This window comes from Mycobacterium gordonae, assembly GCF_001417955.2.
Classification (GTDB): Bacteria; Actinomycetota; Actinomycetes; order Mycobacteriales; family Mycobacteriaceae; genus Mycobacterium; species Mycobacterium gordonae_B.
The window spans coordinates 39,524-65,138 of the sequence record NZ_LKTM01000035.1 but is presented as its reverse complement, the minus strand read 5'-3'; the positions used below and the strand labels follow the sequence as shown (position 1 = coordinate 65,138).

26 protein-coding genes and 1 tRNA gene are annotated in these 25,615 nt (G+C 67.0%); 18 read left to right on the top strand and 9 right to left on the bottom strand.

The window, feature by feature from the left end; all coding sequences use genetic code 11:
* The first annotated feature begins 83 nt into the window (after nucleotides 1-83).
* The 5 genes from AO501_RS06255 (at nucleotide 84) to AO501_RS06235 (ending at nucleotide 4,418) form a co-directional block, all read left to right on the top strand.
* Complete coding sequence (locus tag AO501_RS06255; protein ID WP_055576895.1) at nucleotides 84-995, top strand: UTP--glucose-1-phosphate uridylyltransferase; 912 nt, start codon at nucleotides 84-86, stop codon at nucleotides 993-995.
* A gap of 43 nt (nucleotides 996-1,038) precedes the next feature.
* On the top strand, nucleotides 1,039-2,319 hold the full coding sequence (glp, locus tag AO501_RS06250; RefSeq protein ID WP_055576894.1) for a gephyrin-like molybdotransferase Glp: 1,281 nt from the start codon (nucleotides 1,039-1,041) through the stop codon (nucleotides 2,317-2,319).
* Between the two features lie 14 nt (nucleotides 2,320-2,333).
* A complete protein-coding gene (locus AO501_RS06245) occupies nucleotides 2,334-2,987 on the top strand; it encodes a GNAT family N-acetyltransferase (protein ID WP_082658425.1) in 654 nt (217 codons plus the stop codon).
* A gap of 250 nt (nucleotides 2,988-3,237) precedes the next feature.
* Nucleotides 3,238-4,296 carry a gephyrin-like molybdotransferase receptor GlpR gene (gene glpR / locus AO501_RS06240; protein ID WP_055576892.1) on the top strand — a complete coding sequence of 353 codons (1,059 nt, stop codon included), beginning with the start codon at nucleotides 3,238-3,240 and terminating at the stop codon, nucleotides 4,294-4,296.
* A 49-nt stretch (nucleotides 4,297-4,345) separates the two neighbouring features.
* A tRNA-Ala gene (locus AO501_RS06235) sits at nucleotides 4,346-4,418 on the top strand.
* A 162-nt stretch (nucleotides 4,419-4,580) separates the two neighbouring features.
* On the opposite strand, the gene AO501_RS06230 is transcribed toward AO501_RS06235, so the two are convergent.
* Nucleotides 4,581-5,372 (bottom strand): SDR family NAD(P)-dependent oxidoreductase, encoded by a 792-nt coding sequence (locus AO501_RS06230; protein ID WP_055576891.1) that lies wholly within the window; start codon nucleotides 5,370-5,372, stop codon nucleotides 4,581-4,583.
* A 112-nt stretch (nucleotides 5,373-5,484) separates the two neighbouring features.
* The gene (locus AO501_RS06225) at nucleotides 5,485-6,399 is read right to left on the bottom strand and encodes an alpha/beta hydrolase (RefSeq protein ID WP_055576890.1); all 915 of its coding nucleotides are present in this window, start codon (nucleotides 6,397-6,399) and stop codon (nucleotides 5,485-5,487) included.
* A 101-nt stretch (nucleotides 6,400-6,500) separates the two neighbouring features.
* On the opposite strand from AO501_RS06225, the gene AO501_RS06220 reads away from it, so the two are divergent.
* The 3 genes from AO501_RS06220 to AO501_RS06210 all read left to right on the top strand — a co-directional run bounded on the left by AO501_RS06220 (nucleotide 6,501) and on the right by AO501_RS06210 (nucleotide 9,121).
* Nucleotides 6,501-7,061 (top strand): TetR/AcrR family transcriptional regulator, encoded by a 561-nt coding sequence (locus tag AO501_RS06220; RefSeq protein WP_055576889.1) that lies wholly within the window; start codon nucleotides 6,501-6,503, stop codon nucleotides 7,059-7,061.
* A gap of 178 nt (nucleotides 7,062-7,239) precedes the next feature.
* The gene (locus AO501_RS06215; RefSeq protein ID WP_055576888.1) at nucleotides 7,240-8,493 is read left to right on the top strand and encodes a cytochrome P450; all 1,254 of its coding nucleotides are present in this window, start codon (nucleotides 7,240-7,242) and stop codon (nucleotides 8,491-8,493) included.
* Nucleotides 8,486-9,121, top strand: coding sequence for a TetR/AcrR family transcriptional regulator (locus AO501_RS06210; RefSeq protein ID WP_055576887.1), 636 nt, complete (start codon nucleotides 8,486-8,488; stop codon nucleotides 9,119-9,121). The genes AO501_RS06215 and AO501_RS06210 overlap by 8 nt, the downstream gene beginning before the upstream one ends.
* 5 nt (nucleotides 9,122-9,126) lie before the next feature.
* Here the strand turns inward: AO501_RS06210 and AO501_RS06205 are convergent, their stop codons facing one another.
* The gene (locus AO501_RS06205) at nucleotides 9,127-9,951 is read right to left on the bottom strand and encodes a hypothetical protein (protein WP_055576886.1); all 825 of its coding nucleotides are present in this window, start codon (nucleotides 9,949-9,951) and stop codon (nucleotides 9,127-9,129) included.
* Complete coding sequence (locus AO501_RS06200) at nucleotides 9,948-10,526, bottom strand: TetR/AcrR family transcriptional regulator (protein WP_055576885.1); 579 nt, start codon at nucleotides 10,524-10,526, stop codon at nucleotides 9,948-9,950. Before AO501_RS06200 ends, AO501_RS06205 begins: the two co-directional genes overlap by 4 nt.
* Before the next feature lie 173 nt (nucleotides 10,527-10,699).
* On the opposite strand from AO501_RS06200, the gene AO501_RS06195 reads away from it, so the two are divergent.
* Together AO501_RS06195 and AO501_RS06190 are read left to right on the top strand one after the other, a co-directional pair.
* Nucleotides 10,700-11,656, top strand: a complete 957-nt coding sequence (locus AO501_RS06195; protein WP_055576884.1) for a helix-turn-helix transcriptional regulator — start codon at nucleotides 10,700-10,702, stop codon at nucleotides 11,654-11,656.
* Nucleotides 11,657-11,703: 47 nt separating this feature from the next.
* Nucleotides 11,704-13,656: a SpoIIE family protein phosphatase gene (locus AO501_RS06190; RefSeq protein WP_055576883.1), complete on the top strand. Its 1,953-nt coding sequence runs from the start codon at nucleotides 11,704-11,706 to the stop codon at nucleotides 13,654-13,656.
* On the opposite strand, the gene AO501_RS06185 is transcribed toward AO501_RS06190, so the two are convergent.
* The gene (locus tag AO501_RS06185) at nucleotides 13,639-14,181 is read right to left on the bottom strand and encodes a hypothetical protein (RefSeq protein ID WP_055576882.1); all 543 of its coding nucleotides are present in this window, start codon (nucleotides 14,179-14,181) and stop codon (nucleotides 13,639-13,641) included. The genes AO501_RS06190 and AO501_RS06185 overlap by 18 nt on opposite strands.
* A 74-nt stretch (nucleotides 14,182-14,255) precedes the next feature.
* On the opposite strand from AO501_RS06185, the gene AO501_RS06180 reads away from it, so the two are divergent.
* On the top strand, nucleotides 14,256-15,050 hold the full coding sequence (locus tag AO501_RS06180) for a DUF4239 domain-containing protein (RefSeq protein ID WP_055576881.1): 795 nt from the start codon (nucleotides 14,256-14,258) through the stop codon (nucleotides 15,048-15,050).
* Nucleotides 15,051-15,154: 104 nt separating this feature from the next.
* Complete coding sequence (locus tag AO501_RS06175) at nucleotides 15,155-15,406, top strand: hypothetical protein (protein ID WP_055576880.1); 252 nt, start codon at nucleotides 15,155-15,157, stop codon at nucleotides 15,404-15,406.
* 11 nt (nucleotides 15,407-15,417) lie between these two features.
* Here AO501_RS06175 and AO501_RS06170 read toward each other — a convergent pair whose 3' ends face one another.
* Nucleotides 15,418-16,164, bottom strand: a complete 747-nt coding sequence (locus tag AO501_RS06170; RefSeq protein ID WP_055576879.1) for a class I SAM-dependent methyltransferase — start codon at nucleotides 16,162-16,164, stop codon at nucleotides 15,418-15,420.
* Between the two features lie 146 nt (nucleotides 16,165-16,310).
* Here AO501_RS06170 and AO501_RS06165 point away from each other — a divergent pair, with 146 nt between their 5' ends.
* Genes AO501_RS06165 through AO501_RS06155 form a run of 3 tightly spaced genes read left to right on the top strand, consistent with a single transcriptional unit; the run spans nucleotide 16,311 to nucleotide 18,696 of the window.
* Entirely contained in the window at nucleotides 16,311-17,306 is a 996-nt protein-coding gene (locus AO501_RS06165; protein ID WP_156452345.1) for a GNAT family N-acetyltransferase, read from the top strand.
* Nucleotides 17,307-17,343: 37 nt separating this feature from the next.
* Nucleotides 17,344-18,009, top strand: a complete 666-nt coding sequence (locus AO501_RS06160; RefSeq protein WP_055576878.1) for a DUF5642 family protein — start codon at nucleotides 17,344-17,346, stop codon at nucleotides 18,007-18,009.
* 27 nt (nucleotides 18,010-18,036) lie between these two features.
* On the top strand, nucleotides 18,037-18,696 hold the full coding sequence (locus AO501_RS06155) for a DUF5642 family protein (RefSeq protein WP_055576877.1): 660 nt from the start codon (nucleotides 18,037-18,039) through the stop codon (nucleotides 18,694-18,696).
* Here the strand turns inward: AO501_RS06155 and AO501_RS06150 are convergent.
* The gene (locus AO501_RS06150) at nucleotides 18,693-19,301 is read right to left on the bottom strand and encodes an alpha-ketoglutarate-dependent dioxygenase AlkB family protein (protein ID WP_197419776.1); all 609 of its coding nucleotides are present in this window, start codon (nucleotides 19,299-19,301) and stop codon (nucleotides 18,693-18,695) included. The two genes, AO501_RS06155 and AO501_RS06150, sit on opposite strands and share 4 nt — an antisense overlap.
* Before the next feature lie 81 nt (nucleotides 19,302-19,382).
* Here AO501_RS06150 and arcA point away from each other — a divergent pair, with 81 nt between their 5' ends.
* Together arcA and AO501_RS06140 are read left to right on the top strand one after the other, a co-directional pair.
* The gene (gene arcA / locus AO501_RS06145) at nucleotides 19,383-20,591 is read left to right on the top strand and encodes an arginine deiminase (RefSeq protein ID WP_055576875.1); all 1,209 of its coding nucleotides are present in this window, start codon (nucleotides 19,383-19,385) and stop codon (nucleotides 20,589-20,591) included.
* Nucleotides 20,592-20,739: 148 nt separating this feature from the next.
* Nucleotides 20,740-21,588, top strand: a complete 849-nt coding sequence (locus tag AO501_RS06140) for a hypothetical protein (protein ID WP_055576874.1) — start codon at nucleotides 20,740-20,742, stop codon at nucleotides 21,586-21,588.
* Between the two features lie 89 nt (nucleotides 21,589-21,677).
* On the opposite strand, the gene AO501_RS06135 is transcribed toward AO501_RS06140, so the two are convergent.
* Nucleotides 21,678-23,258, bottom strand: a complete 1,581-nt coding sequence (locus tag AO501_RS06135; RefSeq protein WP_055576873.1) for a dolichyl-phosphate-mannose--protein mannosyltransferase — start codon at nucleotides 23,256-23,258, stop codon at nucleotides 21,678-21,680.
* A 24-nt stretch (nucleotides 23,259-23,282) separates the two neighbouring features.
* Between AO501_RS06135 and rsmI the strand changes: the two genes are divergently transcribed.
* On the top strand, nucleotides 23,283-24,146 hold the full coding sequence (gene rsmI, locus AO501_RS06130; RefSeq protein WP_055576872.1) for a 16S rRNA (cytidine(1402)-2'-O)-methyltransferase: 864 nt from the start codon (nucleotides 23,283-23,285) through the stop codon (nucleotides 24,144-24,146).
* Nucleotides 24,147-24,168: 22 nt separating this feature from the next.
* On the opposite strand, the gene AO501_RS06125 is transcribed toward rsmI, so the two are convergent.
* Entirely contained in the window at nucleotides 24,169-25,524 is a 1,356-nt protein-coding gene (locus tag AO501_RS06125) for a hypothetical protein (protein ID WP_156452344.1), read from the bottom strand.
* Nucleotides 25,525-25,615: the final 91 nt, after the last annotated feature.

Sequence of the window (25,615 nt, the reverse complement as noted above, 5' to 3'; positions counted from 1 at the left end):
CAACGATGTCAGAACATCCGCAGCGCGCACGTTATCCCCGCCAGCAGGTTTGTGTGCGGCCGATAAGGCTATGGTGAGAACCGATGTCACGCCCAGAGATCCCGATTCCGTTCACGGCGATTGTTCCCGCCGCCGGCTTGGGGACGCGTTTTCTCCCCGCGACCAAGACCGTGCCGAAGGAGCTGCTACCCGTCGTCGACACGCCCGGTATCGAGTTGGTCGCCGCCGAAGCCGCCGACGCCGGCGCCGAGCGTCTGGTGATCATCACCTCCGAGGGTAAGGACGGCGTCGTCGCGCACTTCGTCGAGGACCTGGTGCTCGAGGGCACCCTGGAGGCCCGCGGCAAGAAGGCCATGTTGGCCAAGGTCCGCCGCGCACCGGCGCTGATCAAGGTCGAGTCCGTGGTGCAGGCCGAACCGCTCGGGCTGGGCCACGCGATCAGCTGTGTGGAGCCCACCCTGGCGGCCGACGAGGACGCGGTCATGGTGCTGCTGCCCGACGACCTGGTGTTGCCCACCGGTGTGCTGGAGACGATGGCACAGGTCCGGGCCGAGCACGGCGGCACGGTGCTGTGCGCGATCGAGGTGACGCCCGAGGAGATCAGCGCCTACGGCGTCTTCGACGTCGAACCGGTGCCCGGTGGCGGCAACCAGGACGTACTGCGGGTCAAGGGCATGGTCGAAAAGCCCAAATCGGAGGACGCTCCGTCGCTGTTCGCGGCGGCCGGACGCTACGTGCTGGACCGCGCGATTTTCGATGCGCTGCGCCGCATCGACCGGGGCGCCGGCGGGGAAGTGCAGCTGACGGACGCGATCGCGTTGCTGATTTCCGAGGGCCATCCGGTCCACGTCGTGGTGCATCGCGGATCCCGACACGACTTGGGAAATCCCGGCGGCTACCTCAAGGCTGCGGTTGACTTTGCATTGGATCGTGACGACTACGGCCCGGAACTGCGGCGGTGGTTGGTGGCGCGATTGGGCCTGACCGAACAGTAGCGGCGGCTCAGTTCGCCTGGCTGGAACGGCAGGAAGGCGCACTGTGCGTTCTGTGGAGGAGCAACAGGCACGGATATCGGCAGCAGCGGTGGCCCCCAGGCCGATCAAGGTTGCGATCGCCGAAGCCCAGGGGCTGCTGTGCGCCGAAGAGGTGGTGACCGAACGCCCGCTTCCCGGCTTCGACCAGGCCGCCATCGACGGTTACGCGGTGCGCAGCGTCGACGTACTCGGGGTCGGTGACTCCGGCCCGCTGGAAGCCGTCGGCGAGGACGGTATTGCGGAGGCCCGCGAGGTGGTGACCCTGCCGGTGATGGGGATCATCGAGGCGGGCGCCCGGACCCCGAGCCGGCTGCAGCCGAAGCAAGCCGCTCGCGTGCAGACCGGTGCGCCGCTGCCGACCCTGGCCGATGCCGTGCTGCCGCTGCGCTGGACCGACGGCGGGATGAACCGGGTCCGGGTGCTGCGTGGAGCGCCATCGGGCGCTTACGTGCGGCGCGCGGGTGACGATGTCCAGCCCGGCGATGTGGCGGTGCGTTCCGGGACGATCATCGGCGCGGCGCAGGTGGGACTGCTGGCGGCGGTCGGCCGCGAACGGGTGCTGGTGCATCCGCGGCCGCGGGTGTCGGTGATGGCGGTCGGCGGCGAGCTGGTCGACATCTCGCGCAGCCCCGGCAACGGACAGGTCTACGACGTCAACTCCTACGCACTGGCGGCCGCAGCCCGCGATGCCGGGGCGGAGGTAAACCGGGTGGGGATCGTCAGCAACAACCCGAAGGAACTCGGCGAGATCGTCGAGGGCCAGCTGAACCGGGCCGAGGTGCTGGTGATCGCCGGCGGGGTGGGCGGCGCGGCGGCCGAGGCGGTTCGTTCGGTGCTGTCCGAACTCGGCGACATGGAGGTCGTGCGGGTCGCGATGCACCCGGGTTCGGTGCAGGGCTTCGGGCAGCTCGGCCGCGACGGCGTGCCGACGTTTCTGTTGCCGGCCAACCCTGTCAGCGCGTTGGTGGTCTTCGAGGTGATGGTGCGGCCGCTGATCCGGCTGTCACTGGGCAAGCGGCATCCGATGCGTCGCATCGTGCAGGCCCGCACCCTGTCGCCGATCACGTCGGTGAGTGGGCGCAAGGGCTTTCTGCGCGGCCAACTGATGCGCGACCAGGAGAGCGGCGAATATCTGGTGCAGGCGCTGGGCGGGGCGCCGGGGGCGTCGTCGCACCTGTTGGCAACCCTGGCCGAGGCGAACTGTCTGGTCGTGGTGCCCAGCGGGGCCGAGCAGATCCGTACCGGCGAAATCGTCGACGTCGCCTTTCTGGCTCAGCACGGCTGACCGCGGCCCGGCTCGTGAACCTGTTGCGATCCAATTCCCGCCATCCCGGCTGGCCGATGAGCGTGGGGCCACTGCGGGTGGCGGCCGGGGTGATCCGGCTGCGGCCGGTGCGGATGCGCGACGGCGCGCAGTGGAGCCGGATCCGGCTGGCGGACCGGGTGAAGTTGGAGCCGTGGGAGCCCAGCACCGATGGCGACTGGTCGGTGCGGCACTCGGTGGCCGCGTGGCCGGCGGTGTGTTCCGGGCTGCGTGCCGAGGCGCGCAAGGGGCGGATGCTGCCCTATGTGATCGAACTGGACGGACAGTTCTGCGGGCAGCTGACCATCGGCAATGTCACTCATGGGGCGTTGCGGTCGGCGTGGATCGGCTACTGGGTGTCCAGTGAGCACACCGGCGGCGGGGTGGCCACCGGCGCGGTCGCGCTGGGGCTCGACCACTGCTTCGGCCCGGTGATGCTGCACCGGGTGGAGGCCACCGTCCGTCCGGAGAACGCGGCCAGCCGGGCGGTCCTGGCTAAGAACGGTTTTCGCGAAGAAGGCCTGCTGCGGCGTTACCTCGAGGTCGACCGCGGGTGGCGTGACCACCTTTTGGTGGCGATCACGGTCGAAGAGGTATACGGGTCGGTGGCTTCGACGCTGGTCCGGGCCGGTCGCGCCAGCTGGGTCTGACTTCTGGCGCCGAGATCGCCGCTATGGCTGCGGATCGAGCCGGATCGCGACCCTGACGGCCATCTCGCGGCCCCCACACGCCGGAAAGCCCACCCAACCGAAATAAAATTGTGGCTAGCGTGACATATGTGGCGTGTGATGCTTGAAGTAGGCAAATTACAGGTGTGTAATTGCCCTGGTCGCAGCGACCCGGCCACGCAGGCCAACGATCAGGCCTCGCGGGGATCGCAACCGAAGAGAGCAGGTCATCATGCCAAGCATCCCGCAATCGTTATTGTGGATTTCGCTCGTGGTGCTGTGGTTGTTCGTGCTGGTGCCGATGTTGATCAGCAAGCGCGACGCCGTCCGGCGCACCAGCGACGTGGCCCTGGCGACCAGAGTGCTCAACGGCGGTGCCGGTGCCCGCCTGCTCAAGCGGACCGGCCCGGCGGCGGGTCATCGCAGTGACCCCGACTGGAAGCCGGAGGAGGACTGGGACACCGAGCCGATCGACGGTGCCTTCGCCGACGCGGACAAGGACCACGCGGCCGACGACGCCGACACCGATGAGCTGATGCGCCCGCGGTCGGTCGTCACGGCGATGGCGCGTGCTGGTGAGATCGATGAGCCTGAGGTTGCCGAGCCCGACTATCTCGACGTCGACGTGATCGACGAGGACGCGCCCGCGCTGCCGGTGGGTGCCACCGAGGCGCAGTCGCAGGGGCCGGCGCTGCTCGCGGTCGAACCTGAGCCCGTCGACGAGCACGACGACTCACACGGCGACCTTGCCGACGACGAGTACGAATACGTCGAGGACTCCTCCGGGCTGGAGCCCGAGGAAGACGACGACGAGATGGACGACGCACCGCCGGCCTATGCGGTGGGCGTCAACCGTCGGCGCCGGTTCGACAACAAGACCGCCGCGGCGGTCAGCGCCCGCAAGTACGCGTTCCGCAAGCGGGTGCTGGTGGCGATGGCGGTTGTCCTGGTCGGCTCGGCGATCGCGGCCTTCGAGGTGACTCCGATGGCTTGGTGGCTGTGCGCGGTGGCGACCACGGTCACCCTGATGTACCTGTTCTACCTGCGGCGACAGACCAAGATCGAGGAGCGGGTGCGGCGGCGCCGGATGCAGCGGATGGCGCGCAGCCGGCTCGGCGTGGAGAACACCCAGGACCGCGAATACGACCTGGTTCCGTCCCGGTTGCGGCGTCCCGGCGCGGTGGTGTTGGAGATCGACGACGAGGACCCGATCTTCGAGCACCTGGACTATGCGGTGCCGATGCGCAACTACGGCTGGCCCCGTGACCTGCCGCGCGCCGTCGGGCAGTAGTCGCGGTTCGTTCCTTCGCGGTCGCGGCTGGTAGCCTGCTTAGCGATCAGGGGCTATGGCGCAGTTGGTAGCGCGACTCGTTCGCATCGAGTAGGTCAGGGGTTCGAATCCCCTTAGCTCCACAGAGTTTGTGCAGTTCAGCACCCATTTGGTCAGACTGGGCTTTCGATGCCGTCCGCAGTCGCTCGAACGGCTGCATCGGGACGGCGCACTACCGCGTCGAGGTCCTCATCGAAGAGATGCGCGTAAATGTCGCTGCGGCGAGTCCGGCGACTGGCAGTTGGCTACTTGAAGGGATTCAAGGTGCGGCCCAGGAAGTACTGAATGCGCTGTGGGAGTGGTCGTATGGCGGCGGCGGTCAGCTTGTTGACGGAGCCCGGTATGCAGACGGGCTTGCCGTCGGTCACGGCCGCCCATCCCTCGCGGACAACGGGATCAGGCTGTTGCCACATGAAGCCCGGCAGGCGGTCGGCGGCATCGCGCGTGCCCATCACGTCGTGGAACTCGCTGTAGGTGAAGCCAGGGCAGAGCGCGGTGACATGGATGCCGTGGGGTTTCAATTCCATGTCGAGGGATTGGGACATGTTCAGTACGTAGGACTTGATGCCGGTGTAAAGCAACCCTTCTGCCGGCGGGGACATCGCGGCCAGTGAGGACAGGTTGATGATGCGTCCCCAGCGTCGTTGTTTCATGCCGGGGATGGCGCGGTGGATCAATTCGGTTACTGCGGTGACCATCAGTTGAAGTTCTCCGGCGACCGAGTCCCATGCTGTATCGGAGAATTTGGTGCCGGCCGAAAGGCCGGCGTTGTTGACGAGCACGTCAATAGACAGGCCCAATTCGGTTGCGCGGGTGATGATCGCAGCCGGGGTAGCGGGGTCGGTCAGGTCGGCGGGGAGTACTTCGGCGCGCACGCCGTGCTGTTGGTGCAGTTGAGTGGCGAGTTCTTCGAGGCGCTCGGCGCGGCGGGCGACGAGGAGCAGGTCGTAACCCTCGTTGGCGAGGTGGCGGGCGAAGGCCGCTCCGATGCCAGCGGAGGCCCCCGTGATCAGGGCGCCACGTCGGGTCGTGTTCATGGGTGGGTGTTCCTCACTGGTAGGCGTCGGCCACCATAGCCGACGGATCGGGGGTGCGCGTGTGGTGCACAACGCGGATTCCGCGGACGTGGAATCCCGCCTGGCGTGGGGCTCACGCCAGTGTGACGTGGCGATTTAGGAAGTCAATCTGGTCGGTGACGATCCCGTCGAAGTGCGGGTCCAGGTACGGCTCGAAGTGCGCGATGTCATAGGAGCGGACTTCACCGTGGGGGATGCGGGTCACGATCTGCTGGGCTTTCGCGTACGGCGTCACGTCGTCACGTTTCGCCAGTTGCACCAGGGTGGGCGCGGTGATGTTCGCGATCTTGCGTCCTGGTGAGTAGAAGGGGATCCGCAACACGATGCGGGAAGCGACGTCGTTCTCGGCGATTAATTCTTCACGCTTGTCCCCGGCCATCCGTTCGACGAGCTCGGCGGCTCCCGGGGAGGTCATCATCGCGACGTCACCGGGGTAGCCGATAGCTGCTGTCCGGTAGGGCGGGCGCCCGAGCCATGCGCCGACTTGGTCGCGTAGACCGGCGAGGATCAACCGCGCTACCAGTTTTGGGGATTGGGAAAAGGTCGACGCTGGGCCACTGACGTGAGGGACCTGGACGATAGCGGCTGCGAGATCGTGGTCGTGGGCGGCCAAGGTGAGCACGTGGCCACCGCCGAAGGAGGAACCCCAGGCCACCACGCGGGTGGTGTCGACGTTGTCCAGGCTGCGGGCGTAGGCGATGGCGGCCCGCCAGTCAGCGTGCTGTTTGGCGATGTCAAGGATGCGGCGGGGTTGTCCTTCGCTGGCACCCCAGTGCCGGTAGTCGAACACCAGGGCGGCGTAGCCCGCCTGGGCGAATCGTGCGGCATAGGCGTCCAGGCGCAGTTCGCGGAAGGCGGCAAACCCGTGAGCCAGTACGACGATGGGCGGATTCTCAACGCCTTCAGGACGGTAGAGCCACGCCGCGCATGATGTGCCCTCGGAGATAAAAGTGGCGTCGTGTCGGACGTAGCTAACGGGTTGGTTCATGGTTCTGGCCCCCAGGAGTATCTTGAATGGCGTTCAACAAAAGTTATCAAATTCTTGAATGTCGTTCAACACGATGTGATCCAGTCGATGCAGAGGGAACGATGGCACGGAACAAGCGCCCCCAGGCCGCCGAAGAGAAGCGGGCGGAAATTGTCGCGGCAGCACGACGGTTGTTCATCGATGCGGGCTACGACGCCACCCCGATGAGTCGCCTTGCGAAGGAAGCCGGGGTGGCGCCAAACACCATCTACTGGTACTTCGGGGACAAGGACGACGTCCTGATCGCTGTGCTCGACTCCGTCATGGCCGACATCTGGCCGCAGTACCAACAAGTTGCGGCTGAACCGATCTCCGTTCGAGTGCTGTGGGTGGTTCGCCAATTACGTCACATGAGCCGCCTGGTGACAACGGTGCATGCCCGCGTCGAACATTCGGCCTCCATCGCCGAGTGGCATCGCAACTTCCACCTGATCACCGGCGGCATGTTCCGTTACGAATTGGAGACTGCGGGCGTCTCAACTTCGACTGTGGAAGCCGAGGTGATGATCGGCATCTTCACCGTCGAGGGACTCCTCATGCACGACCTGGATGAGATCGAGCAGCGCACCATTTGCGACACGTTGGCTTCGCGCTGGACTGTGACCCAGCAGCGCCCGTCCTGAGCAGGGGCGCGGTTACCTTGTTCGGACGTTTGGATACAGAACGTATGACCATTGTGCTGGCTCCTGCGTATTCGCCGCTTTTTTGTCTTGAAGTTCAGCGATCTGGAGTTATGGTCATACATAGAACGTAATTATGTCCGAAACGCCCATCTGGGTCTGAGCGGGAGTCGAGAGAACCATGAACACGAACGGCACCGCTCCCAGCGTCTTCGACGCCGGCCTTCCCGCACTCAGCTACAGCTTCACCGCCACCCCCGGCGACATCCTCGAGGACGTACGCGTGGCGCAATCCCGCGCTCCCATCGCCATCGGACCCCTCGGCCCGGAGATACTCTCCTACGAAATGTCTCGAGCCATGCTGCGGGACAACAGGTTTCGGATGCCACCCGGAATCACACTGGCAGCGCAGGGCATCACGTCAGGTCCGTTGTACGACAAGCTGGTGAGCAGTCTGCTGGGCCTCGACGGCCCGCCACATACTCGCTTGCGCAAGCTGGTTTCGAAGGCGTTCACACCCCGCGCGACATCGCGTCTTCGCGACACGATCCACGAAGTGGTGAACGGGCTGATCGATCGGGTGGTTGACTCCGGAGGCTGTGACGTCGTGATGGACATCGCGCGGCCGTACCCCACCCCGATCATCTGCGCGCTGATCGGCGCGCCCCGCGAGGACTGGCGGTTGTTCTCGGAGTGGACCGACGAAATCTTCAAAGCCTTCAATTTTCAGGCCGATGCCACCTTCGACGAATCCGCGATCATGCGGGCGTGGGGCGAGTTGGACGCCTATGTCGACGACATGATCGCCGCCCGCCGGAACACTCTGACCGATGACCTGCTTTCCGAGCTCATCCGCGCCGAAAGCGACGGCGATCGGCTGACTATCGACGAACTGCGCATGCTGGTGGCCGGCTTCTTGATGGCGGGAACCGATACGACGCGAAACCAACTGGCCGCGTCGGTGCAGGTGCTTTGCGAGCATCCGGATCAATGGGCGAAGCTGGGCAATGACCCCGAGCTCGCCATGCAAGCAGTCGAGGAGAGCATGCGCCACTCACCGGCGGTGTGCATCGCGCCACGCGCCGCCACCGACGATGTCGAATTCGGCGGCTACATGTTCCCGGCCGGGACCTTCGTACTCGTGAACACCTTCGCGGCCAATCGTGATCCAGCGATTTATGACGAGGCTGACCGCTTCGACATCACGCGCGCGGATGCCCCCGCGATTCTGACCTTCGGCGGCGGCGCGCACTACTGTCTGGGGGCCAACCTTGCACGCCGGGAATTGGCAGAAGCACTCGCAATCCTGACCCGACGTCTCCCTGCGCCCCATCGTGTCGGTCCGGCCCCGTGGAAATCCCTGCTGGGAATGACCGGCCCGATGACACTGAAGATCGAGTTCGAAGCCGAAATGCTCGCGACGGCCGATGCGTAGCCGCGGCTGGGCGGGATCTACGCCCGCCTCCGACGAGGAGGCAATCGCCCGCATTCTGGATGCGGTGGACGAAGTGGTCGCCGAACATGGATCGGCGATACGCCTCGCCGACGTAGCCCGTCGGCTCGGCGTCACCCGCCAGACGGTGTACCGCTACTTCCCCAACGCCGACGCGCTGCTCATGGCCAGCGCGATGCGTGCGGTCGACGGATTTATCGACCAGGCTGTTCAACGCGCCAGCGGGCAGCACGACCCGGTCATTGCTGTCGTCGAATGCATCTCGTTCGGAATCGAGAATCTCGTCGGCGATCCGCAACTGGAGAGTCTGCTGACCGAGAGGCAGGAGGGCGCAGCCGTCGTCTCGCTGACCTCCGACACGGCGATCTCGTTCTGTTTGTCGGCTTTCCACCGTCTCGATGTCGATTGGGCCTTGCACGGCTTCGACACCGCAGCGCTAGCTGAGCTCGCCGAAATGACGTTGCGCAGTGTGCAGTCCCTGCTGACCGATCCAGGGCAGGTGCAGCGCGACGGAATCGCGTTGCGCCGCTTCGTCACTCGATGGCTAGGACCGGCGATCCTCTATCCGCGGATGGCATCGTTGTCGATCCACGAAAGACACGGCGACTAGTCAATTTACGGATGCGCGACCAGATACGTCTCGTTCAGCAACCCCGCGGTCAACTCCTCGACATCGAACGGCCGGTCCAGCCGCGCGTGCAGCGCCTTGACGTCGACGAGCAGGCTGATCTCGGCGGTCTGCCGGGCAAAAAGCCGGCCGATCCACGGATAGAGCCGCCGCATGACCACTCGTTCGGCCGGCGTGCACCGCGACGCGCAATACCCGACGTGCCCGATCTCGTCGGTGAGGATCTCGGTGTAGAGCAGCTCGATACGTTCGGCCACCTCCGGTTCGTCGGCGAACAGCGAAGCGCCGGCGCGGCGCAACTCGTCGAACATGACGCACCCCGCCATCTCCGCGGCTCCGACGAACATGAAGCTCAGCCGTTCGGGGATGAACACGCCCGTCTTGACGAACTGCCTGAGCACGAAAGGCGGTGGGACGACTTGGAATGTCAGATCGAAAACGTCGAGCGCGTAGGCCAGCAGCCGGGTGTGGTAGTGCTCCTCCAGTTCCAGGTAGACGTTTTCCGGTGGCAGGTTTTCATCGCTGTTGCGTCCGTAGGTCTCGCCGAGTCCGACGCCGAAACGTTCCGCCTGGTTCAGTTTGGCGGTCGCCAACAGGAACAGCATTTTCCTGTCCAGCCCGGGTTCTGGTCGACGGCGACGCAGATTGCGCAGGAAGGTCGCGCGATCGGCGGGGTGTGCCGACCGGACCGGTTTGGCTTCCAGTTCTTCGAAGAACTGCTCGCGCTTAGCCAACCGTCGGTTGAGCAGGTCGGCTTCGCCGTCGCGCCTGGCCAGGAAGTCCCGGTAACCTTCGATGCTGGTGCGGTTCATCGTGTCTCCATTCCGTTGACAATCGTTGTCACATAACGGTGTAACTGGGCCGCGTCGTGTGTGCCGGTGGCCAGCAGTGCGAAAAGCCCGGTGAGGAAGAACATTCCGAGTTCACCGGGGTCTGCGTCCGCGGAAACGTGCTGCGCTTCCTGCGCCCGGCTGATCACGCCGACCAGAAATTCCAGGAGTGGATGCGCGGCCAACTCGTCTTCGGCCGGATGCGTCGAGGCGAAGTGCAGACCAAGCATGTCCCGGAAAACTACTGTCCCTAAACGGTTTTCGGCTTCAAGTACGCGGTCGACCAGCCGTGACAGTACCGACGACAGGTCACCCTCGGCAGTGCCGAGCTCGCCGGCGATCCGGGCCTCTTCGTTGCGCTCCAACTCGGCAAGAACATGTTCTTTGGTGGGGAAGTGGAAATAGAACGTTCCCCGCACCACGCCCGCAGCGGCGGCGATGGCGCTGACGTCGGCGGCGGCCAGTCCCCGATCGGAGATCTCGGCCAGGGCGGCGTCGAACAATCGCGCTCGCGTTTCGAGCCGCCGAGCCTCACGGGTGGACGCCGGAGCGGTCACAGTAACCCCATGCCGGTACCGTACAGCCGTTCACTGACGAACGTCAATGACGATCGTCAGTGAAACTCGGGTTTCGGCAGTAAGTTCTGGATAAACTCGTCGTTTGCTGGATAATGGGCCTCGTCGGTTCAACGCGATGCCGCGGTAGTGGTCTCCTGTCGAAAGCCCGCGCAATGTTCACTGTCCTGCTCGACACCCCCGACCTCAGCGAGGCCGAGGAGGCCGTCAGCGCCAGCTTCGGGCGTATCCGGATGGCTGCCGGTGAACACGGTGTACCGACCCGGAGCCGCCTGCAGCGTTCCATGGTCGGCTCCACCAGTGTCGATATCGCGGATTTCGACTACACATTCAGCTACGCCATGGTCCCCCCGGAGCGAATCCTGCTTGTCCGAGTCCGTTCGGGCAGCATCGACGCGCGTGTTGAGCGCGGTGCTTTCGCAGGATTCGGCGCGGGTGAGGTGGGTGCGTTCGGCGCCCTCGCGGGAGAGTCGCTGATCGGGATGTGCCGCCACGCCAGTGCCGACGTCTACTCGGTGGACCGGGCTCTGCTCAGCCAGGTCGCGGCGGACTCGCCGGAGCCGCGGAACCAGGTGCGGCTCAATGGCTCAGTCCCGATCTCCACGGCCGCGGGCACGCAGCTGGTCGCCGCGCTGGACCACGTGCGCGAAACGGTGGCGGCCGACGCCGAGGCATGCCGCAACCCGCTCGTCGTGGGCGCTGCGCAGCGCTACATCGCGGCGAGCATGCTGGCCACATTCTCGAACAACGCGTTGATGGAACCGATCGCCATGGACCGGCGCGACAGCACGCCCGTTCTGCTGCGGCGCGCCATCGCATTCATCGAAGACAACGCGGACACTGATATCTCTCTGACCGATATCGCGGGCGCCGTATACGTCACGCCGCGCGCGCTGCAGTACATGTTCCGCAAACATCGTGACTGCACCCCGATGGAATACGTCCGTCGCGTCCGTCTACATCAGGCCCACCTTGACCTCGTCACCGGTGACCAGGCAACCGCGACGGTCGGTGGCGTGGCGCGTCGCTGGGGTTTCGGGCATCTGGGCCGCTTCGCCGTCTACTATCGGCAGCACTACGGCCAGAGTCCGCATGTGACACTTCGCGGCTAGGCCACATCCCCGAGTTGAGAAGACAGCACAAGGGGTACAAGGTTGCGATGAGTACCGGCAACGCAGTCGGCCGCCTCTGCGGCGACGACGAGACGGTGCGCTCAACGTTTGACGGCCTGCCGGTGATCGCCTGCGCGCTGGAAGGGCCTCAGCTACGGCTGGTGGCCTGTAACGCGGCGCACCGGGCTTTCTATCCGAACGCGCTGCTGGGAGTGGCCGCCGATGAATTCGGGCCAGAACTGCGCGAGCAGGGCATTCTCGACATGTATGACCGCGTCTATCGGACCGGGGAACCGCTACATGTCGCCGAGGTGCGGGTCCAGGTCGATCTGGACGGGACTGGGGTTCGGGAACGGTTCGTCGACATCTCCGCGGTCCCGCAGCGCGGTCCACAGGGGCAGATCACCGGTGTCGTGATCGTGGGCGCCGACACCACCGAGTCGGTACAAGCCTGGTTGGCGGCTGAAGAACGCGCCCGCGACATGGCGGGCAGGTACGAGTCGGCGCGGGCCGCCGCCGCCGTCATGCAGCGCGCGCTGCTGTCGCCGAGTGTGCCGGTGCTGCCGGGAGCTGAAATCGCCGCCGCCTATCTGGTGGCGACGCAGGACACGGCGGCCGGCGGCGACTGGTTCGACGCACTCACCGACCCCGCCGGGCGACTGGTGCTGGTGGTCGGTGACGTGGTGGGGCACGGAGTGCGAGCGGCCGCGGTGATGGCCCAGTTACGTACCGCGGTCAGAATGCAATTTCACAGTGGCGCAGGCATTCTCGACGCGCTATTGGCGGTGGACCGGTTCGTCGCGGAGATCCCGGGGGCGAAGTCGACCACGCTGTGCGCCGCCCGCTTCGACACGGCGACAGGTGAACTCGAATACTGCACTGCCGGCCACCCGCCGCCACTCGTCATCACCGGCCACGGCACGGCGCAGTATCTGCAAACCACCGGGGCGGGCCCGCTGGGCAGCGGTCGAGGCTTCAGCATCCGCAAGGCCACCTTGGCCGTGGGTGACCTGGTCATGCTCTACAGCGACGGCATCATCGAACGGCCCGGTCGCGATCTCGCCGCCAGTGCCGCCGAAGTTGCCGAGGTGATGGCCCGGGTCTTCAGCGGCAACACCTTCCCGCTCGACTCTGCCGAGGCGCCGGTGGAGAGGGTGTGCTCGCAAGCGGTGGAGTTGCTGGTGCGCACTACCGGATACAACGATGACATCACCCTGCTCGCCGCCCAGCGGCGCACTCCGCCACCGGCATTGCACATCGAAGGCCGCGCGGATGAGCTCGCTGAGCGCACCGTCCGGGCCAGGCTGCGTCGGTGGCTAGCGGGGCTGGGGGCCGATGCCGGCAACACCCAGTCCCTCGTGCACGCCGTCAGTGAACTGGTCGCAAATGTGGCCGAACATGCTTACGCCACAACATCTCCCGGCGATTTTTCGATCGACGCGGAACTCGATGACAACGGCCGGGCTCGGGTGGTGGTGGCCGACTCCGGCACCTGGAAGACGGCAGCCAGCGGCGCCCACCGCGGCCGTGGCCTGTCGATCGCTCAAGCCGCGGTGCCCGATACGGTCGTCAGCCACGATGCGGACGGCACCACCGCGACGGCCACCCAACAGCTGAACCGGCAGTCGGTCTTCACGGACTTGGGCGCACCCGTACGACGGGCCTCCGCGCCGACCACCTTCGAGGTCGGCACGTCCGAGGACGGCTACATCGTCGTCATAGGCGATGTCGACACACTCGCCGCGCCCGAATTGAAAGAGGTTCTCTCGGTGCGCAGTCAGGCCGGCACCAGGTCGATTCGGGTCGATCTCAGCGCGGTCACGCACCTCGGTTCGGCCGCCGTCAGCGTGCTCGCCGACGCATGCGAACTTGCCGGTCGGCAAAGGGCCGCATGCACGCTGATCGCGCTTCCCGGTGGTGCCGCACACGACATCCTCACCCTGGTGGGTTTGCCCGCGACCGAAGAGCCGATCGACGCGACGCTATTCGGTTTCGAGTGAAAACAGCTCGGGTGCAATGGGTTTGGTCCGGTAGGTGCGGGTGCCCGAAGATACGGTCAGTACGATGCGCGGAGGTGGGTCCTCGGTACCGGCGACGTTGTCGGCAGCGGCGGCGAACCGCTGTGCGTGCCGGAACTCGGTGAGGAAGACGGCGCTGCCCTGGGGCGGTATCTCACACGGAACGTCGTCGCCGGCCACCGGCTTCTCGACCGGCACCAGCGACGTGCCGTCGGGGTCGGTGCGGATGGCCCAGCCCGCGACGTGGAGCGGAGCCCGGCCCGCATTCACCACCTTGACGCCGATGATGAGCGGCATGTCCTCGAGCTGGTCCGCGACGGCGGCCAATGACTCGCGTACGTCGCAGCTGGCGTCGTTCGTCACCAGCCCGTCGGTCGTCAGCCGCCCGATCACCGGCTTGAGTTTCGGACGGGGGCGTTGCCGGCGGTAGCCGACCAGTTGCCAGCCCAGCGATATCACCGCAAGCACCGTGGCGACCACGCCGAGAACGAACCCCGCGACGCTCACCGCACACCCCAGAATTCGGCCACGGGTAAACGCTACTGGCTAGAGTCGGTGCGTTGGGGGAAGGAGGGTGGGCAATGAGTGGCTGGATTGTCGCCAATGTTCCATCGTGGCTCTTGCTGGTATTGCTGGTCGTGGGCATCGCCGGCGGCGCGGTGCTGGCACGCAAACTCGTCCGCCGCAAGTTCCCCCAGCTGGCCGCCGGCGACCACAACGATGCCACCCGATTTGCCTACGGGGTCGTCGGCTTCGTCTACGCGTTCTTCATCGGGTTCGTCGTCTCCGGCATGTGGAGTCAGATCAACACCGAGGACGGCCAGGCCCGCGACGAAGGCACCGCCGGGATTCAGCTGGCCAGGGATCTGACGGCGTTCGACCAGCCCGACGCCGACCGGATTCGACAAGCGCTGCTGGACTACGAGCGAGCCGCGCTGGCCGAGTGGCCGCAGGCCGTACGCGGCTACGAATACCCCCAGGCCGATAAGGCGCTGCAACGCGTCTACCTGGCATATCAGCAGGTCCAGCCGCACACCGACACCCAAAAGACATTTTTGGCAACGTCTTTCAGCACCCTGGACAAAATGAGCAAGTCGCGCACCGAGCGGGTGATGCAGGCCCAGACCAACACCGGACCGTCATTCGCCCTGTGGACGGTGATCCTGTTGACCAGCGGCCTGGTGCTCACCTGCGCGATCATCTACGGCGTCGAACACCCGAGAATCCACAGCGTGATGGTCGCGACCGTGGGTGTGCTGGTGGCGGCGAACCTGTTTCTCGTCCTCGAGCTTTCGCACCCCTTCCTGGGTGAGATGGCTACTTCTTCCGACCCGCTGCGCGACGTCATCACGGTCCTGTCGAACCCGTCGAGTTGACCGCGCGGCGCGCAGCCTGATGAAGTTCCAAAATTCCGCTGAGCAATCGCTAAGACCGTGTTTCGTCGCGGGAACGTGTCGTGGCCCGGCCCTAGTCTCGTCGGATGAGCACCAAGTACTACCTGCAGAAGGTCCCCGTCGAATCCGTCGAACCCGGTTATTCGCTGGCCATCCGTGATGCTGGTCGAGATGGCGCCAGATTCCGCCTCTTCCAGGTCGAATGCATCCAGCTGTCGCAGCGCAGCGGGAAACCCGTGATGATCGCCCTGACGTCGGAGACCGGCGCGGTCGTGGAATACGAGGCGGGCACGCCCGTCGTCCGGTTGTTCGGCGTCTGCGAGGCCACCGCGTCCTAGCGCCGGGCCGGTCAGGCCGGCTTGGTCGCCGTCACGAACTGCAGGGCCCGCTGCGTCTGCTGCTCGACGTCGGTCAATCCGGCCTCGGTGAACAGATTCACGAATGCGTCCTTGTCGAACATGGTGAGCCCGATCAGGCGGGCCGTGGTGTGCAGGGCGAGGTTTATCGGCGGGGGTTGGCCGGCGTAACTGGTGAGGATGGCGATCCGGCCACCGGGCCGCAGCACCCGGATCATCTCGCGTGCCACCCGGAACGGCTCGGGTATCAGGTACAAAGCCCCGAAACAGCAAACGGCGTCGAAGGTTTCGTCGCCGAACGGCAGCTCGCGTGCATCACCGCGGACGTAGCAGGTCCGTGGCCCGCTGTTGTCCTGTACCGCCCGCGTCAGCATCGGCTCGGAAATGTCGAAGCCCACCGCGAGGCTTCCGGTGGACAGTTGAGCGGCCAGCGGGGCGGTGAAATTGCCTGGCCCGCAGGCCACGTCGAGCAGCCTTTTGGCGCTTCGCAGGTGCAGGGCCGTCGCCGCGCGGCGCTCCTCGGCCTGCGTGGTGACACCGCTGGCCAGGTAGAAAGACGTCGGCCGCCATAGCCCTTCGTAGACGGCGGCGACGAACGGGCTGTTCATGGCCCGCTGGGCGAACGTCGGAACCGGCGCCGCGGTTGATTCGCCCAACACATCGAGATAGCCGTGGCGCAGCGTGGCCGGCTTGTCGAGCAGACTGCGGGTCAGTTCGACCCGGTCCTGGTTGTCGATCATTTCTGGTCCATTTCGGGAGTCTTGCGTCTTGCTGGCGACCTGCTGCCAGGCTAGTGCGGGTGCCGTCCGCTTCCTTGCAGGGGCGGCGGCCGACGCCATAACCTGAGGCGGATCGGACCCAAAGCTGGGCCCAAAACTGGGTATGCATGGACGGGATGGCCGAATTGAGCGGCGTGGGGGCCGAAGAACTCGCGGCAATGGACATCTTCAAGGGCTGTCCGGCCGAGGATCTGTCACCGCTGGCATCCTGTCTTGCGCCGCTGCAGGCCCCGGCCGGACAGGTGCTGATGCGGCAGGGTGAGCAGGCGGTCTCCTTCCTGCTGATCAACTCGGGCAGCGCCGAGGTGATGCACGTCGGCGACGACGACACCGTGATCGTCGAGCAACTGGTGCCCGGCATGATCGTCGGCGAGATCGCGCTGCTCCGCGACATCCCGCGCACCGCGACGGTCACCACGCTCGAACCGCTGACCGGCTGGATCGGCGGCAAAGAGGCCCTGACCCAGATGGTGCACATCCCCGGGATCATGGAGCGGCTGGTCCGGACCGTCCGCCAGCGTCTGGCGGCCTTCATCACACCCATCCCGGTGCAAATGCGCGACGGTAGCCAGCTGATGCTGCGTCCGGTGCTGCCCGGGGACAGCGAGCGCACCGTGCACGGGCACATCCATTTCTCCAGCGAGACGATCTACCGTCGCTTCATGTCCGCGCGGGTGCCCAGCCTGGCGATGATGCATTACCTGGCCGAGGTCGACTACGTCGACCATTTCGTCTGGGTCATGGTCGACGGCAGCGACCCGGTGGCCGACGCCCGGTTCGTGCGCGACGAGAACGATCCGACGGTCGCCGAGATCGCGTTCACCGTTGCCGACGCCTACCAGGGACGTGGCATCGGGACCTTCCTGATCGGTGCGCTGGCCGTGGCCGCTCGGGTGGACGGTGTCGAAAGATTCTCTGCGCGAATGCTTTCCGACAACCTGCCGATGCGCACCATCATGGACCAGCACGGTGCGGTGTGGCAGCGCGAGGATATCGGAGTGATCACCACCGTCATTGACGTGCCCCGCCGCGTCGGCTTCGGGCAGGCCATGGAGGAACAGATCAAGCGGGTCGCCCGGCAGGTGATCGAGGTGGTGAGTTGATCAGCGGCGAGGCCGTCCCGGCGTGATATGAACGGGCATGCGGCCGCACCGGTTTGGCCCGCTGCCGGCCCTGCTGCTGGCGGCCTGCGCTGCATCACCCGCGCCGACACCGTCGGTCGCCTCGCCATCGCCGACCGGGCACGCAGCCGGAGTCACCCCCGCCAACATCCGCCGGGTGGGTCGTGAGCTGCCGCCCGGGTACGAGGCTTCCAATATCGCCCGTGCCGCGTCGCCCCGCGCGATCTGGGGCCTCGGCGAGCAGTCGGCTGCCAACCCGCTGGAATGCGGGGCCCTGGCCGACCCCGCTGCCGGCCGTGAGCAGCCGGCACAGGGCATCTCCGGATCGGGGCCCGGCGGAATCGTCGACGCGGTCGTGGTGGCCGCGCCGGCCGCATTGGCGCGCGACGTCGTGGCAGGCTGCACACACTGGGACCTGACCGCCGGGCGCACCGTGGTGAGTGTCGGCCTTGCCGACGCACCTCAGGTGGACGGCGCCCAGACGCTGGGCATGGTCGCCGACATCCGGGCGGCCGTCGAGTCGGGTAGCGAAATCGATTCCCGGGCATACACATTCGTCGCTTACCTGGGCGATTATTACGTCTTCACCACGCTGACCACCGATCCCGGATCGATGCTGCCGCCCCTGCCGCCGCAGTTCGCGGCCGATCTCCTGGTCAAAACGGTCTCGACGTTGCGCGGCTGAGCATCCGGGTTGGGTAGATTGGCCACGATGTTCAAGCTGGTGCTCGCACTCGGTTCGGTGTGCCTGCTCGTCGGCTGTTCCCCGGGCGCTGACCCCTCCCGGCTCGCCAAGGGGGACATCGCCAAGATCCTGGACCTCAAGTCGAGCTTCGGGCCGGAGTTCAAGGTCACCGACATCACGCCCAGGGCGATCGACCCGCAGTTCTTCGCCTCCCGCAAGCTGCCCGACGGGCTGACCTTCGACCCGGCCGGCTGTGCCAAGGCCGCGGTCGGACCCGACATGCCGGCGGGCGTGGAAGGCAACATGGCGGCCATTTCCGCGGAGGGCAACGGCAACAGGTTCGTGGCCATTGCCGTGGAGACCTCGAAGGCGCTGCCGCTCAACGACCCCGGCAAGGACTGCGCCAAAGTTGGGTTTTCCGGTGCTCAGTTGCGCGGCGCCATCGAAGTGGTCGACGCCCCGCAGATCGACGGCGCTCACACCCAGGCCGTGCACCGGGTGCTGCAGGCGGTGGTGGAGGGCTCGCCCCGCACCGGGGAGCTCTACGACTATTCCGCTCAGTTCGGCGACTACCAGGTGATCGTCATCGCCAACCCGTTGGTGGTTCCCGGGCAGCCGGTGGCCAAGGTCGACACCCAGCGGGCCCGCGATCTGCTGGTCAAGGCCGTCAGCGCGGTGCGCGGCTAGCGGACGTCTCTGGGCCGGAACTGGATGCTGATCCGCGGACCCGCCGCCCCGGTCGTCTTGGGCACCGAATGCTCCCAGGTGCGCTGACACGATCCGCCCATGACCAGCAGATCGCCATGGGCAAGGGGGAGCCGCAACGAGGGGCCGCCCCCGCGGCGCCGCATCGCGAAGGTACGGGTGGCCCCCAGGCTGACGATCGCGACCATGGTGTCCTGCGAGCTGCTGCGACCGATCGTGTCGCCGTGCCAGGCCACGCTGTCCGAACCGTCCCGGTAGCAGCAGAGTCCGACGGTGGTGAAAGGTTCGCCCAGCTCACCCCCGTAGATGTCGTTGAGCCGCCGGCGCAGCCGCGCCAGCGCCGGGTGCGGCGGGGCTTCCACCGTCAGATCGTGGAAACTCACCAGCCGCGGCACGTCGACCACCCGGTCGTACATCTGCCGGCGTTCGGCCCGCCACGGCACCGACTGCAGCAGCGCTTCGAGCAGGTCCAGGCCGTCTATCGGGCCGTCCCGCAGCCAATTCGCCCGGACGTCGATGAAGGCGCCGTCGCCGAGTTGTCTGCGTTCGTTGTGCTCGAATAGCGAGCCCTGTGCCGCGATCGCCACGGATTCGAGTCTATCGCACACCAGTTCGATCGTTCGGCGTGTGACGCGCCCGACGCGGGCTACGCGGCTACGGTTTGAGCTGTGGGTGTCGAGCTGGGCGTCAATTCCGAGGTGGGTACGTTGCGGGTCGCCATCCTGCACCGCCCGGGTGCCGAACTGCGCCGGCTCAACCCGAGCAACAACGACCAGTTGCTGTTCGACGGGCTGCCCTGGGTGGCACGGGCGCAGGACGAGCACGACCAATTCGCCGATCTGCTGCGCGGCCGCGGCGTCGAAGTGTTGCTGCTGTCACAGCTGCTGACCGAGGCGCTGCAGCACAGCGGCGCCGCCCGGATGCAGGGCGTGGCAGCGGCTGTCGATGCCAGGCGGCTGGGACCCATTCTGGCGCAACAACTTACGGAGTTTCTGCGGTCGCTGGAGCCGGCCGCGCTGGCCGACGTGCTCACCGCGGGCATGACTTTCGAGGAGTTGCCCTCCAGCACCCGAACCGGGGTGTCGCTGGTGCTGCGCATGCATCACGGCGGGGACTTCGTCATCGAGCCGCTGCCGAACCTGGTGTTCACCCGCGACTCGTCGATCTGGATCGGCCCACGGGTGGTGATTCCGTCGCTGGCCCTGCGGGCCCGCAGGCGTGAGGCATCGCTGACCGACATCATCTATGCCCATCACCCGCGGTTCACCGGCGTGCGGCGGGCCTACGAGTCGCGCACCGCTCCGGTCGAGGGTGGGGATGTGCTGTTGCTCGCTCCGGGCGTGATCGCCGTGGGAGTGGGGGAGCGAACCACGCCCGCCGGTGCAGAAGCGTTGGCGCGCAGCTTGTTCGACGACGATCTCGCGCATACCGTGCTCGCCGTGCCGATCGCCCAGAAGCGCGCGCAGATGCATCTGGACACCGTCTGCACCATGGTCGACACCGACACCATGGTGATGTACGCCAATGTCGTGGACACACTGTCGGCGTTCACCCTGCGCCGCACCGAGGCCGGGGTGGTGATCGAGGACGCCGAACCGTTCGCGGATGCGGCCGCCACCGCGATCGGCATCGAGAAGCTACGCGTGATCGACACCGGCCGCGACCCCGTCGTCGCCGAGCGCGAGCAGTGGGACGACGGCAACAACACCCTGGCTCTGGCGCCCGGGGTGGTCGTCGCCTACGAACGCAACGTCGCGACCAATGCCCGGCTGCGGGACGCGGGTATCGAGGTGCTCACCATCGCGGGCTCGGAATTGGGCACCGGCCGCGGCGGGCCCCGGTGCATGTCCTGCCCGGCCGCGCGGGACGCGCTGTAAGGCTTTGGGCTCGCCGCGCGGCGAGATTGCCGTGGGGGTCGCGGGTGCGGCTAGTTTCACAGCCCTGACCGCAATGTGGGCGACTTGTCCCCAACCGATTCCGCTTCCTGGCTTGGAGGGCTCACACCATTCACGCAGGATCCCGCACGTGGCATCTGTATTTCGCGGGAGCGAAGCGCTGACGAGCGGCGGGCTCACCCGCGGCCAATTGCGTTGGAGATACCGGAGGATCCGCCCCGACATCTATCTGCCGAAAGGCGCATCCAGGACCCTGCGGGACAACATCTGTGCGGCGTGGCTGTGGTCGGGCCGCAAAGGTATCGTCGCCGGTCGGGCCGCCGCCGCAATGCATGGAGCGAGGTGGGTTGACGACTTCGCTCCGGTCGAGCTTCTCGGCCCGTTCAACCATCCGCCGCCCGGTGTGATCGTTCGCCGGGAACGGATCCTCGCCGAGGAAGTCACAGAGCTGGCCGGCATACCCGTAACTACCCCGGTGCGAACAGCTTTCGATCTCGGCCGGCACCTACCACGCAATATGGCCATCAGTCACTTGGACGCGCTGTCCGCCGCGACCGGGCTGGTCGAACAGGACGTACAGCCGCTGCTAGTTCGGTACCGGGGGGCCAGGGGCACCCGGCTGTGCCGAAAAGCGTTGTGCCTGATGGACGGTGGCGCGCAGTCCCCGCGGGAAAGCTGGCTGCGGCTCTTGCTCATCGACGGCGGTCTGCCCAAGCCGACTACCCAAATTGCGGTGCAGAGTGCCGGCGGCGCTGCGTTGGCCTACCTGGATATGGGGTGGGAGGAGCCGATGGTCGCTGTTGAATACGACGGCGAGCAGCATCGCACCGACCGGGGGCAGTACGTCAAAGACATCAGGCGATCGGAGATGGTCGAAGATCTCGGCTGGCGGATCATCAGGGTGGTCAAGGAGGACCGACGCAGCCGGATACTGCAGCGCGTACGGGATGCGCTGGCAGCCCGCGGATTCGGGACCTGAGTTGTCGAGATTGCCGTCACGGTCGCGGTTGACGCTGGACCACAACCGCTACGGCAATCTCGCGGCCCACGCGACAGGCCGGAGAAAGCTCAACGCCAGCTGGGCAGCCAGATCTCCATATCCCAGGTCTGCTGGGAGATCGGCAGTCCGGTCAGCACCGGGAACAGCCAGGCGAAATTCGTCACCACCAGCGACACATAGCAACAGACGAAGATCAACCCCAGCGTGCGCCGCTCCTTGTTCTGCCGCGGCTGATGCAGGATGTCGCCGAGAATCAGCGCGATGGCCATCACCAGGAACGGGCCCATGGTCGCGGCGTAGAAGAAGTACATCTGCCGGTCGATCTCCGCGAACCACGGCAACCACCCGGCGCAATAGCCCACCCACACCACCGCGTACCGCCAATCGCGGCGCACCAGCATGCGCCACGTGGTGTAGAGCAGCACCGGCACCGCCAGCCACCACAGGGCCGGGGTGCCCACCAGCATCACCGCCTTGACGCAGGACTGTTCCCCGCAACCGGGCACGTTGTTCTGGTCGATGGCGTACAGCACCGGCCGCAGCGACATCGGCCAGCTCCAGGGCTTGGATTCCCAGGGGTGGTGATTGCCCGCGGAGTTGGTCAGTGTCGCGTGGAAATGGAACGCCTTCGCGGTGTAGTACCACAGCGAACGGATGGCGTCCGGCAGCGGCAGCACGCTGTCCGGTCCGATGGTCTGGCCCACCTGATGGCGGTCGATCGCCGTCTCGGAGGCGAACCAGCCCGCATAGCTGGCCAGATAGACCCCGAACGGGATCAGCACCAACGCATACAGCGAGGGGATGAGATCGCGGCGCAGCGTGCCCAGCCAGGGGCGCGGCACCTGGTACTGGCGCCGGGCGGCGATGTCGAAGGCCAGCGACATGACGCCGAAGAATGCGATGAAGTAGAGCCCGGACCACTTGGTGCCGAACGCCAAGCCGAGCAGTACCCCGGCGCCGAAGCGCCACCAGCGCACCCCCAGCCGCGGGCCCCACACCGTCTCGGCGCAGCGACCTTCCAGGAAGGCGGTGTGCATCCGCGCGCGAACCTGGTCCCGGTCGACGATCAGCGCTCCGAAGGCCGCGACCACGAAGAACGTGAGGAACCCGTCCAGCAGCGCGGTCCGCGCTGTCACGAAGCTCACTCCGTCGCAGATCACCAGCACTCCGGCGATGCCGCCGATCAGAGTCGACCGGCTGATGCGCCGGACGGTCCGGGTCACCACCACCACCAGACCCACACCCAGCAGCGCGCCGGTGAACCGCCACCCCAGGCCGGTGTAGCCGAACAGGGCCTCGCCGATGGCGATCAGCTGTTTGCCGACCGGCGGATGGACGACCAGGCCGAACCCCGGATTGTCTTCGATCCAGTGGTTGTTGAGGGTCTGCCAGGCCTGTGGGGCGTAGTGCTTCTCGTCGAAGATCGGCGTGCCGGAATCGGTCGGCGAACCCAGGTTGAGGAACCGGGTTGCCGTCGCCAACACGGCGATGACAGCCGTCATGAGCCACCCGCGCAGCCGATCTACCGGACCGAAATCGGCGACAGGCACCAGCGGGGTGGGGCTGAGGACAGGTGCGGCACGCCCCGGGCCGGCCTCCTCGTCAAGGCCGGCCTCGCTGACGGAGGTTTCTCGGGGCGGGGCGGTCATCACGTCGATCGTAGGCTGTCCGTCATGACCAGTGGGCGCCTGTTACTCGCCGCGACACCGTTGGGGCAGCCCGCGGATGCGTCGCCCCGGCTGACCCGAGCCTTGGCGGAAGCCGATGTGGTGGCCGCGGAGGACACCCGCCGGGTGCGCAACCTCGCCAAGGCCCTCGACGTCACGATCGGCGGCCGGGTGCTCAGCCTGTTCGACCGGGTCGAAACCACCCGGGTTGGGACGCTCGTCGACGCGATCAGTTCCGGAGCCACCGTGTTGGTGGTCAGCGATGCCGGAATGCCGATCATCAGCGATCCCGGCTACCGCCTGGTCGCGGCCTGCATCGAAGCCGGTCTGCCGGTGCAGTGCCTGCCCGGCCCGTCAGCGGTGACGACCGCGCTGGTGGTCTCCGGTCTGCCGGCCGACAAGTTCTGCTTCGAGGGCTTCGCACCCCGCAAAGGATCGGCACGCCGCACCTGGCTGGCCGGGCTGGCCGACGAACGGCGCACCTGTGTGTTCTTCGAGTCCCCGCGCCGGCTGGCCGCGTGCCTGCGCGACGCGGTCGAGCAGCTCGGCGGCGCCCGTCAGGCGGCTATCTGCCGGGAACTGACCAAAGTGCACGAGGAAGTGGTGCGCGGGTCGCTCGACGAGCTGGCGGCGTGGGCGGCCGAGGGGGTGCTGGGCGAGGTCACCGTCGTGCTGGCCGGCGCGACGCCCCGCGCTGACCTGTCGACCCTGGTAACCGACCTGGTCGCTGAGGTGGAGAACCTGGTCGCCGGTGGTATCCGCATCAAGGACGCCTGCAGCCACGTGGCTGCCGGATACCCGGATGTGCGATCGCGCCAGCTCTACGACGCGGTGCTCAAATCCCGGCGCGAGGCCGAGGAATCGGTCTAGAAAGGCCGATGGGCGGGGACGCTCAGAAGCACGGGCCGCCCGGAATCGGGCACAACGGCGGGTGCGGGATCGCCGGCAGGGCCGGCAACGGCGGCGGGGCCGGCAGTGGCGGCAGCCCCTGGGGCAGCGGCGGCAGGCCCTGTGGCAGCGCGGTCGGGATCCCCGCCGCTGCGGCCATGGCCGGCAGCGCGGCGATGATGGTGGCCGGGTCGACACCCGGCAGGGCCGGTGCGCCGCCCATCAGCGCAGGCAGCGCGGCTGCCAGCACGGCGGGGTCAACGCCCGGGATACCGCCGCCGGTCAACGCGGGCAGTGCGGCTGCCAGCATCGCCGGATCGATGCCGGGTAACGGCGGCAGACCCGGGATTCCGGCGGCGATCGCGGGCAGCGCGGCTACCAGCGCGGCCGGGTTCACACCCGGCAGGCTCGGCAGACCCGGGATGCCTCCGGCGGCGGCCAGCGCGAGCAGGTCCGTCGGCGACACACCCGGCAGACCGGGCAGGCCGGCCGAGGCCAGCGCCATCAGGTTCGCCGGCGAGATGTCCGGCAGGCCCGGCAGGCTGATGCCGGGCAGACCGCCGGCCGCGGCCAGGCCGATCAGACCGGCCGGAGAGATACCCGGCAGGCCGGGGATGTTGAGGGCGGGCAAACCCGGCAGGCTCAGCGCGGGCAGAGCCGCGGCCGGAAGCGCCGCGGCCGCCGACGGCAGCAGCATCGAGCCGAGCGAGTTCAGTGTGCCCTGGGCCGCGGGCAGAATGCCCGAGGACTGTAAGGCGTTGTACGCCAACACCACGTACGTGATGGCCAATGCGCTCGTGGACACCACGCTGGCGACGGTGTTGCCCACCCCGAGGACGCCGTTGACGACGGCTGACGCCGCGTTCACCCCGTACGGCACGCCGGCCAGGCCGGCCACGCCACCGGCGTAGCCATAGAGGTCCGGCAAGCCGGGGATACCGACACCGGGAACTTCGCCGATGCCGGGAAGCGCCGCGGCGTTCGGGTCGAAGCCCGGCGGCAGCGCGCTCGGGGGAGGTGACGCCGGGGGAAGCGTGTTGTTCGCACCGGGCAACAACCCCGGGTTGGTGGGCGAGGGATTAGGAGGCGTGTAGGCCGCCGGCTCGGCGGGCGGGCGCGGCGCCACGGAAGGCGCTGCCGGCTCCGGCGGTTCGAGGGCCGACGGGGCTCCCTTCGGTGCCATCGCCGCCGGCTTTCCGGTTTCCGGCATCAGGACCGACGCCAGCTTGTCGCACTGCTGACCTGCGCTGCAGGTTCCGCCGGGTGACGTCCGGCTCTGGTTGGAGATCGTCAAGGGCGCAACCGCGAGCGCGCCACCCAACACGGCGGCAGCCGCAGCGCCAGCGATGGCAACTCTCATGACATTCCCTTTCCGACCCTGCCCGACCCTGCCGAACCCCTCGCGTCTGACGCGCGACAAACACGCGTCGCTGGCAGAAGCTTATGCGTAC

What these genes read in the sequence shown, in the direction of transcription:
- AO501_RS06255 (WP_055576895.1), top strand. Translation starts at nt 84, where the DNA reads ATGTCACGCCCAGAGATCCCGATTCCGTTCACGGCGATTGTTCCCGCC.
- glpR (WP_055576892.1), top strand. Translation starts at nt 3,238, where the DNA reads ATGCCAAGCATCCCGCAATCGTTATTGTGGATTTCGCTCGTGGTGCTG.
- AO501_RS06230 (WP_055576891.1), bottom strand. Translation starts at nt 5,372, where the DNA reads ATGAACACGACCCGACGTGGCGCCCTGATCACGGGGGCCTCCGCTGGC.
- AO501_RS06225 (WP_055576890.1), bottom strand. Translation starts at nt 6,399, where the DNA reads ATGAACCAACCCGTTAGCTACGTCCGACACGACGCCACTTTTATCTCC.
- AO501_RS06220 (WP_055576889.1), top strand. Translation starts at nt 6,501, where the DNA reads ATGGCACGGAACAAGCGCCCCCAGGCCGCCGAAGAGAAGCGGGCGGAA.
- AO501_RS06215 (WP_055576888.1), top strand. Translation starts at nt 7,240, where the DNA reads ATGAACACGAACGGCACCGCTCCCAGCGTCTTCGACGCCGGCCTTCCC.
- AO501_RS06210 (WP_055576887.1), top strand. Translation starts at nt 8,486, where the DNA reads ATGCGTAGCCGCGGCTGGGCGGGATCTACGCCCGCCTCCGACGAGGAG.
- AO501_RS06205 (WP_055576886.1), bottom strand. Translation starts at nt 9,951, where the DNA reads ATGAACCGCACCAGCATCGAAGGTTACCGGGACTTCCTGGCCAGGCGC.
- AO501_RS06195 (WP_055576884.1), top strand. Translation starts at nt 10,700, where the DNA reads ATGTTCACTGTCCTGCTCGACACCCCCGACCTCAGCGAGGCCGAGGAG.
- AO501_RS06190 (WP_055576883.1), top strand. Translation starts at nt 11,704, where the DNA reads ATGAGTACCGGCAACGCAGTCGGCCGCCTCTGCGGCGACGACGAGACG.
- AO501_RS06180 (WP_055576881.1), top strand. Translation starts at nt 14,256, where the DNA reads ATGAGTGGCTGGATTGTCGCCAATGTTCCATCGTGGCTCTTGCTGGTA.
- AO501_RS06175 (WP_055576880.1), top strand. Translation starts at nt 15,155, where the DNA reads ATGAGCACCAAGTACTACCTGCAGAAGGTCCCCGTCGAATCCGTCGAA.
- AO501_RS06170 (WP_055576879.1), bottom strand. Translation starts at nt 16,164, where the DNA reads ATGATCGACAACCAGGACCGGGTCGAACTGACCCGCAGTCTGCTCGAC.
- AO501_RS06165 (WP_156452345.1), top strand. Translation starts at nt 16,311, where the DNA reads ATGGACGGGATGGCCGAATTGAGCGGCGTGGGGGCCGAAGAACTCGCG.
- AO501_RS06160 (WP_055576878.1), top strand. Translation starts at nt 17,344, where the DNA reads ATGCGGCCGCACCGGTTTGGCCCGCTGCCGGCCCTGCTGCTGGCGGCC.
- AO501_RS06155 (WP_055576877.1), top strand. Translation starts at nt 18,037, where the DNA reads ATGTTCAAGCTGGTGCTCGCACTCGGTTCGGTGTGCCTGCTCGTCGGC.
- AO501_RS06135 (WP_055576873.1), bottom strand. Translation starts at nt 23,258, where the DNA reads ATGACCGCCCCGCCCCGAGAAACCTCCGTCAGCGAGGCCGGCCTTGAC.
- rsmI (WP_055576872.1), top strand. Translation starts at nt 23,283, where the DNA reads ATGACCAGTGGGCGCCTGTTACTCGCCGCGACACCGTTGGGGCAGCCC.
- AO501_RS06125 (WP_156452344.1), bottom strand. Translation starts at nt 25,524, where the DNA reads ATGAGAGTTGCCATCGCTGGCGCTGCGGCTGCCGCCGTGTTGGGTGGC.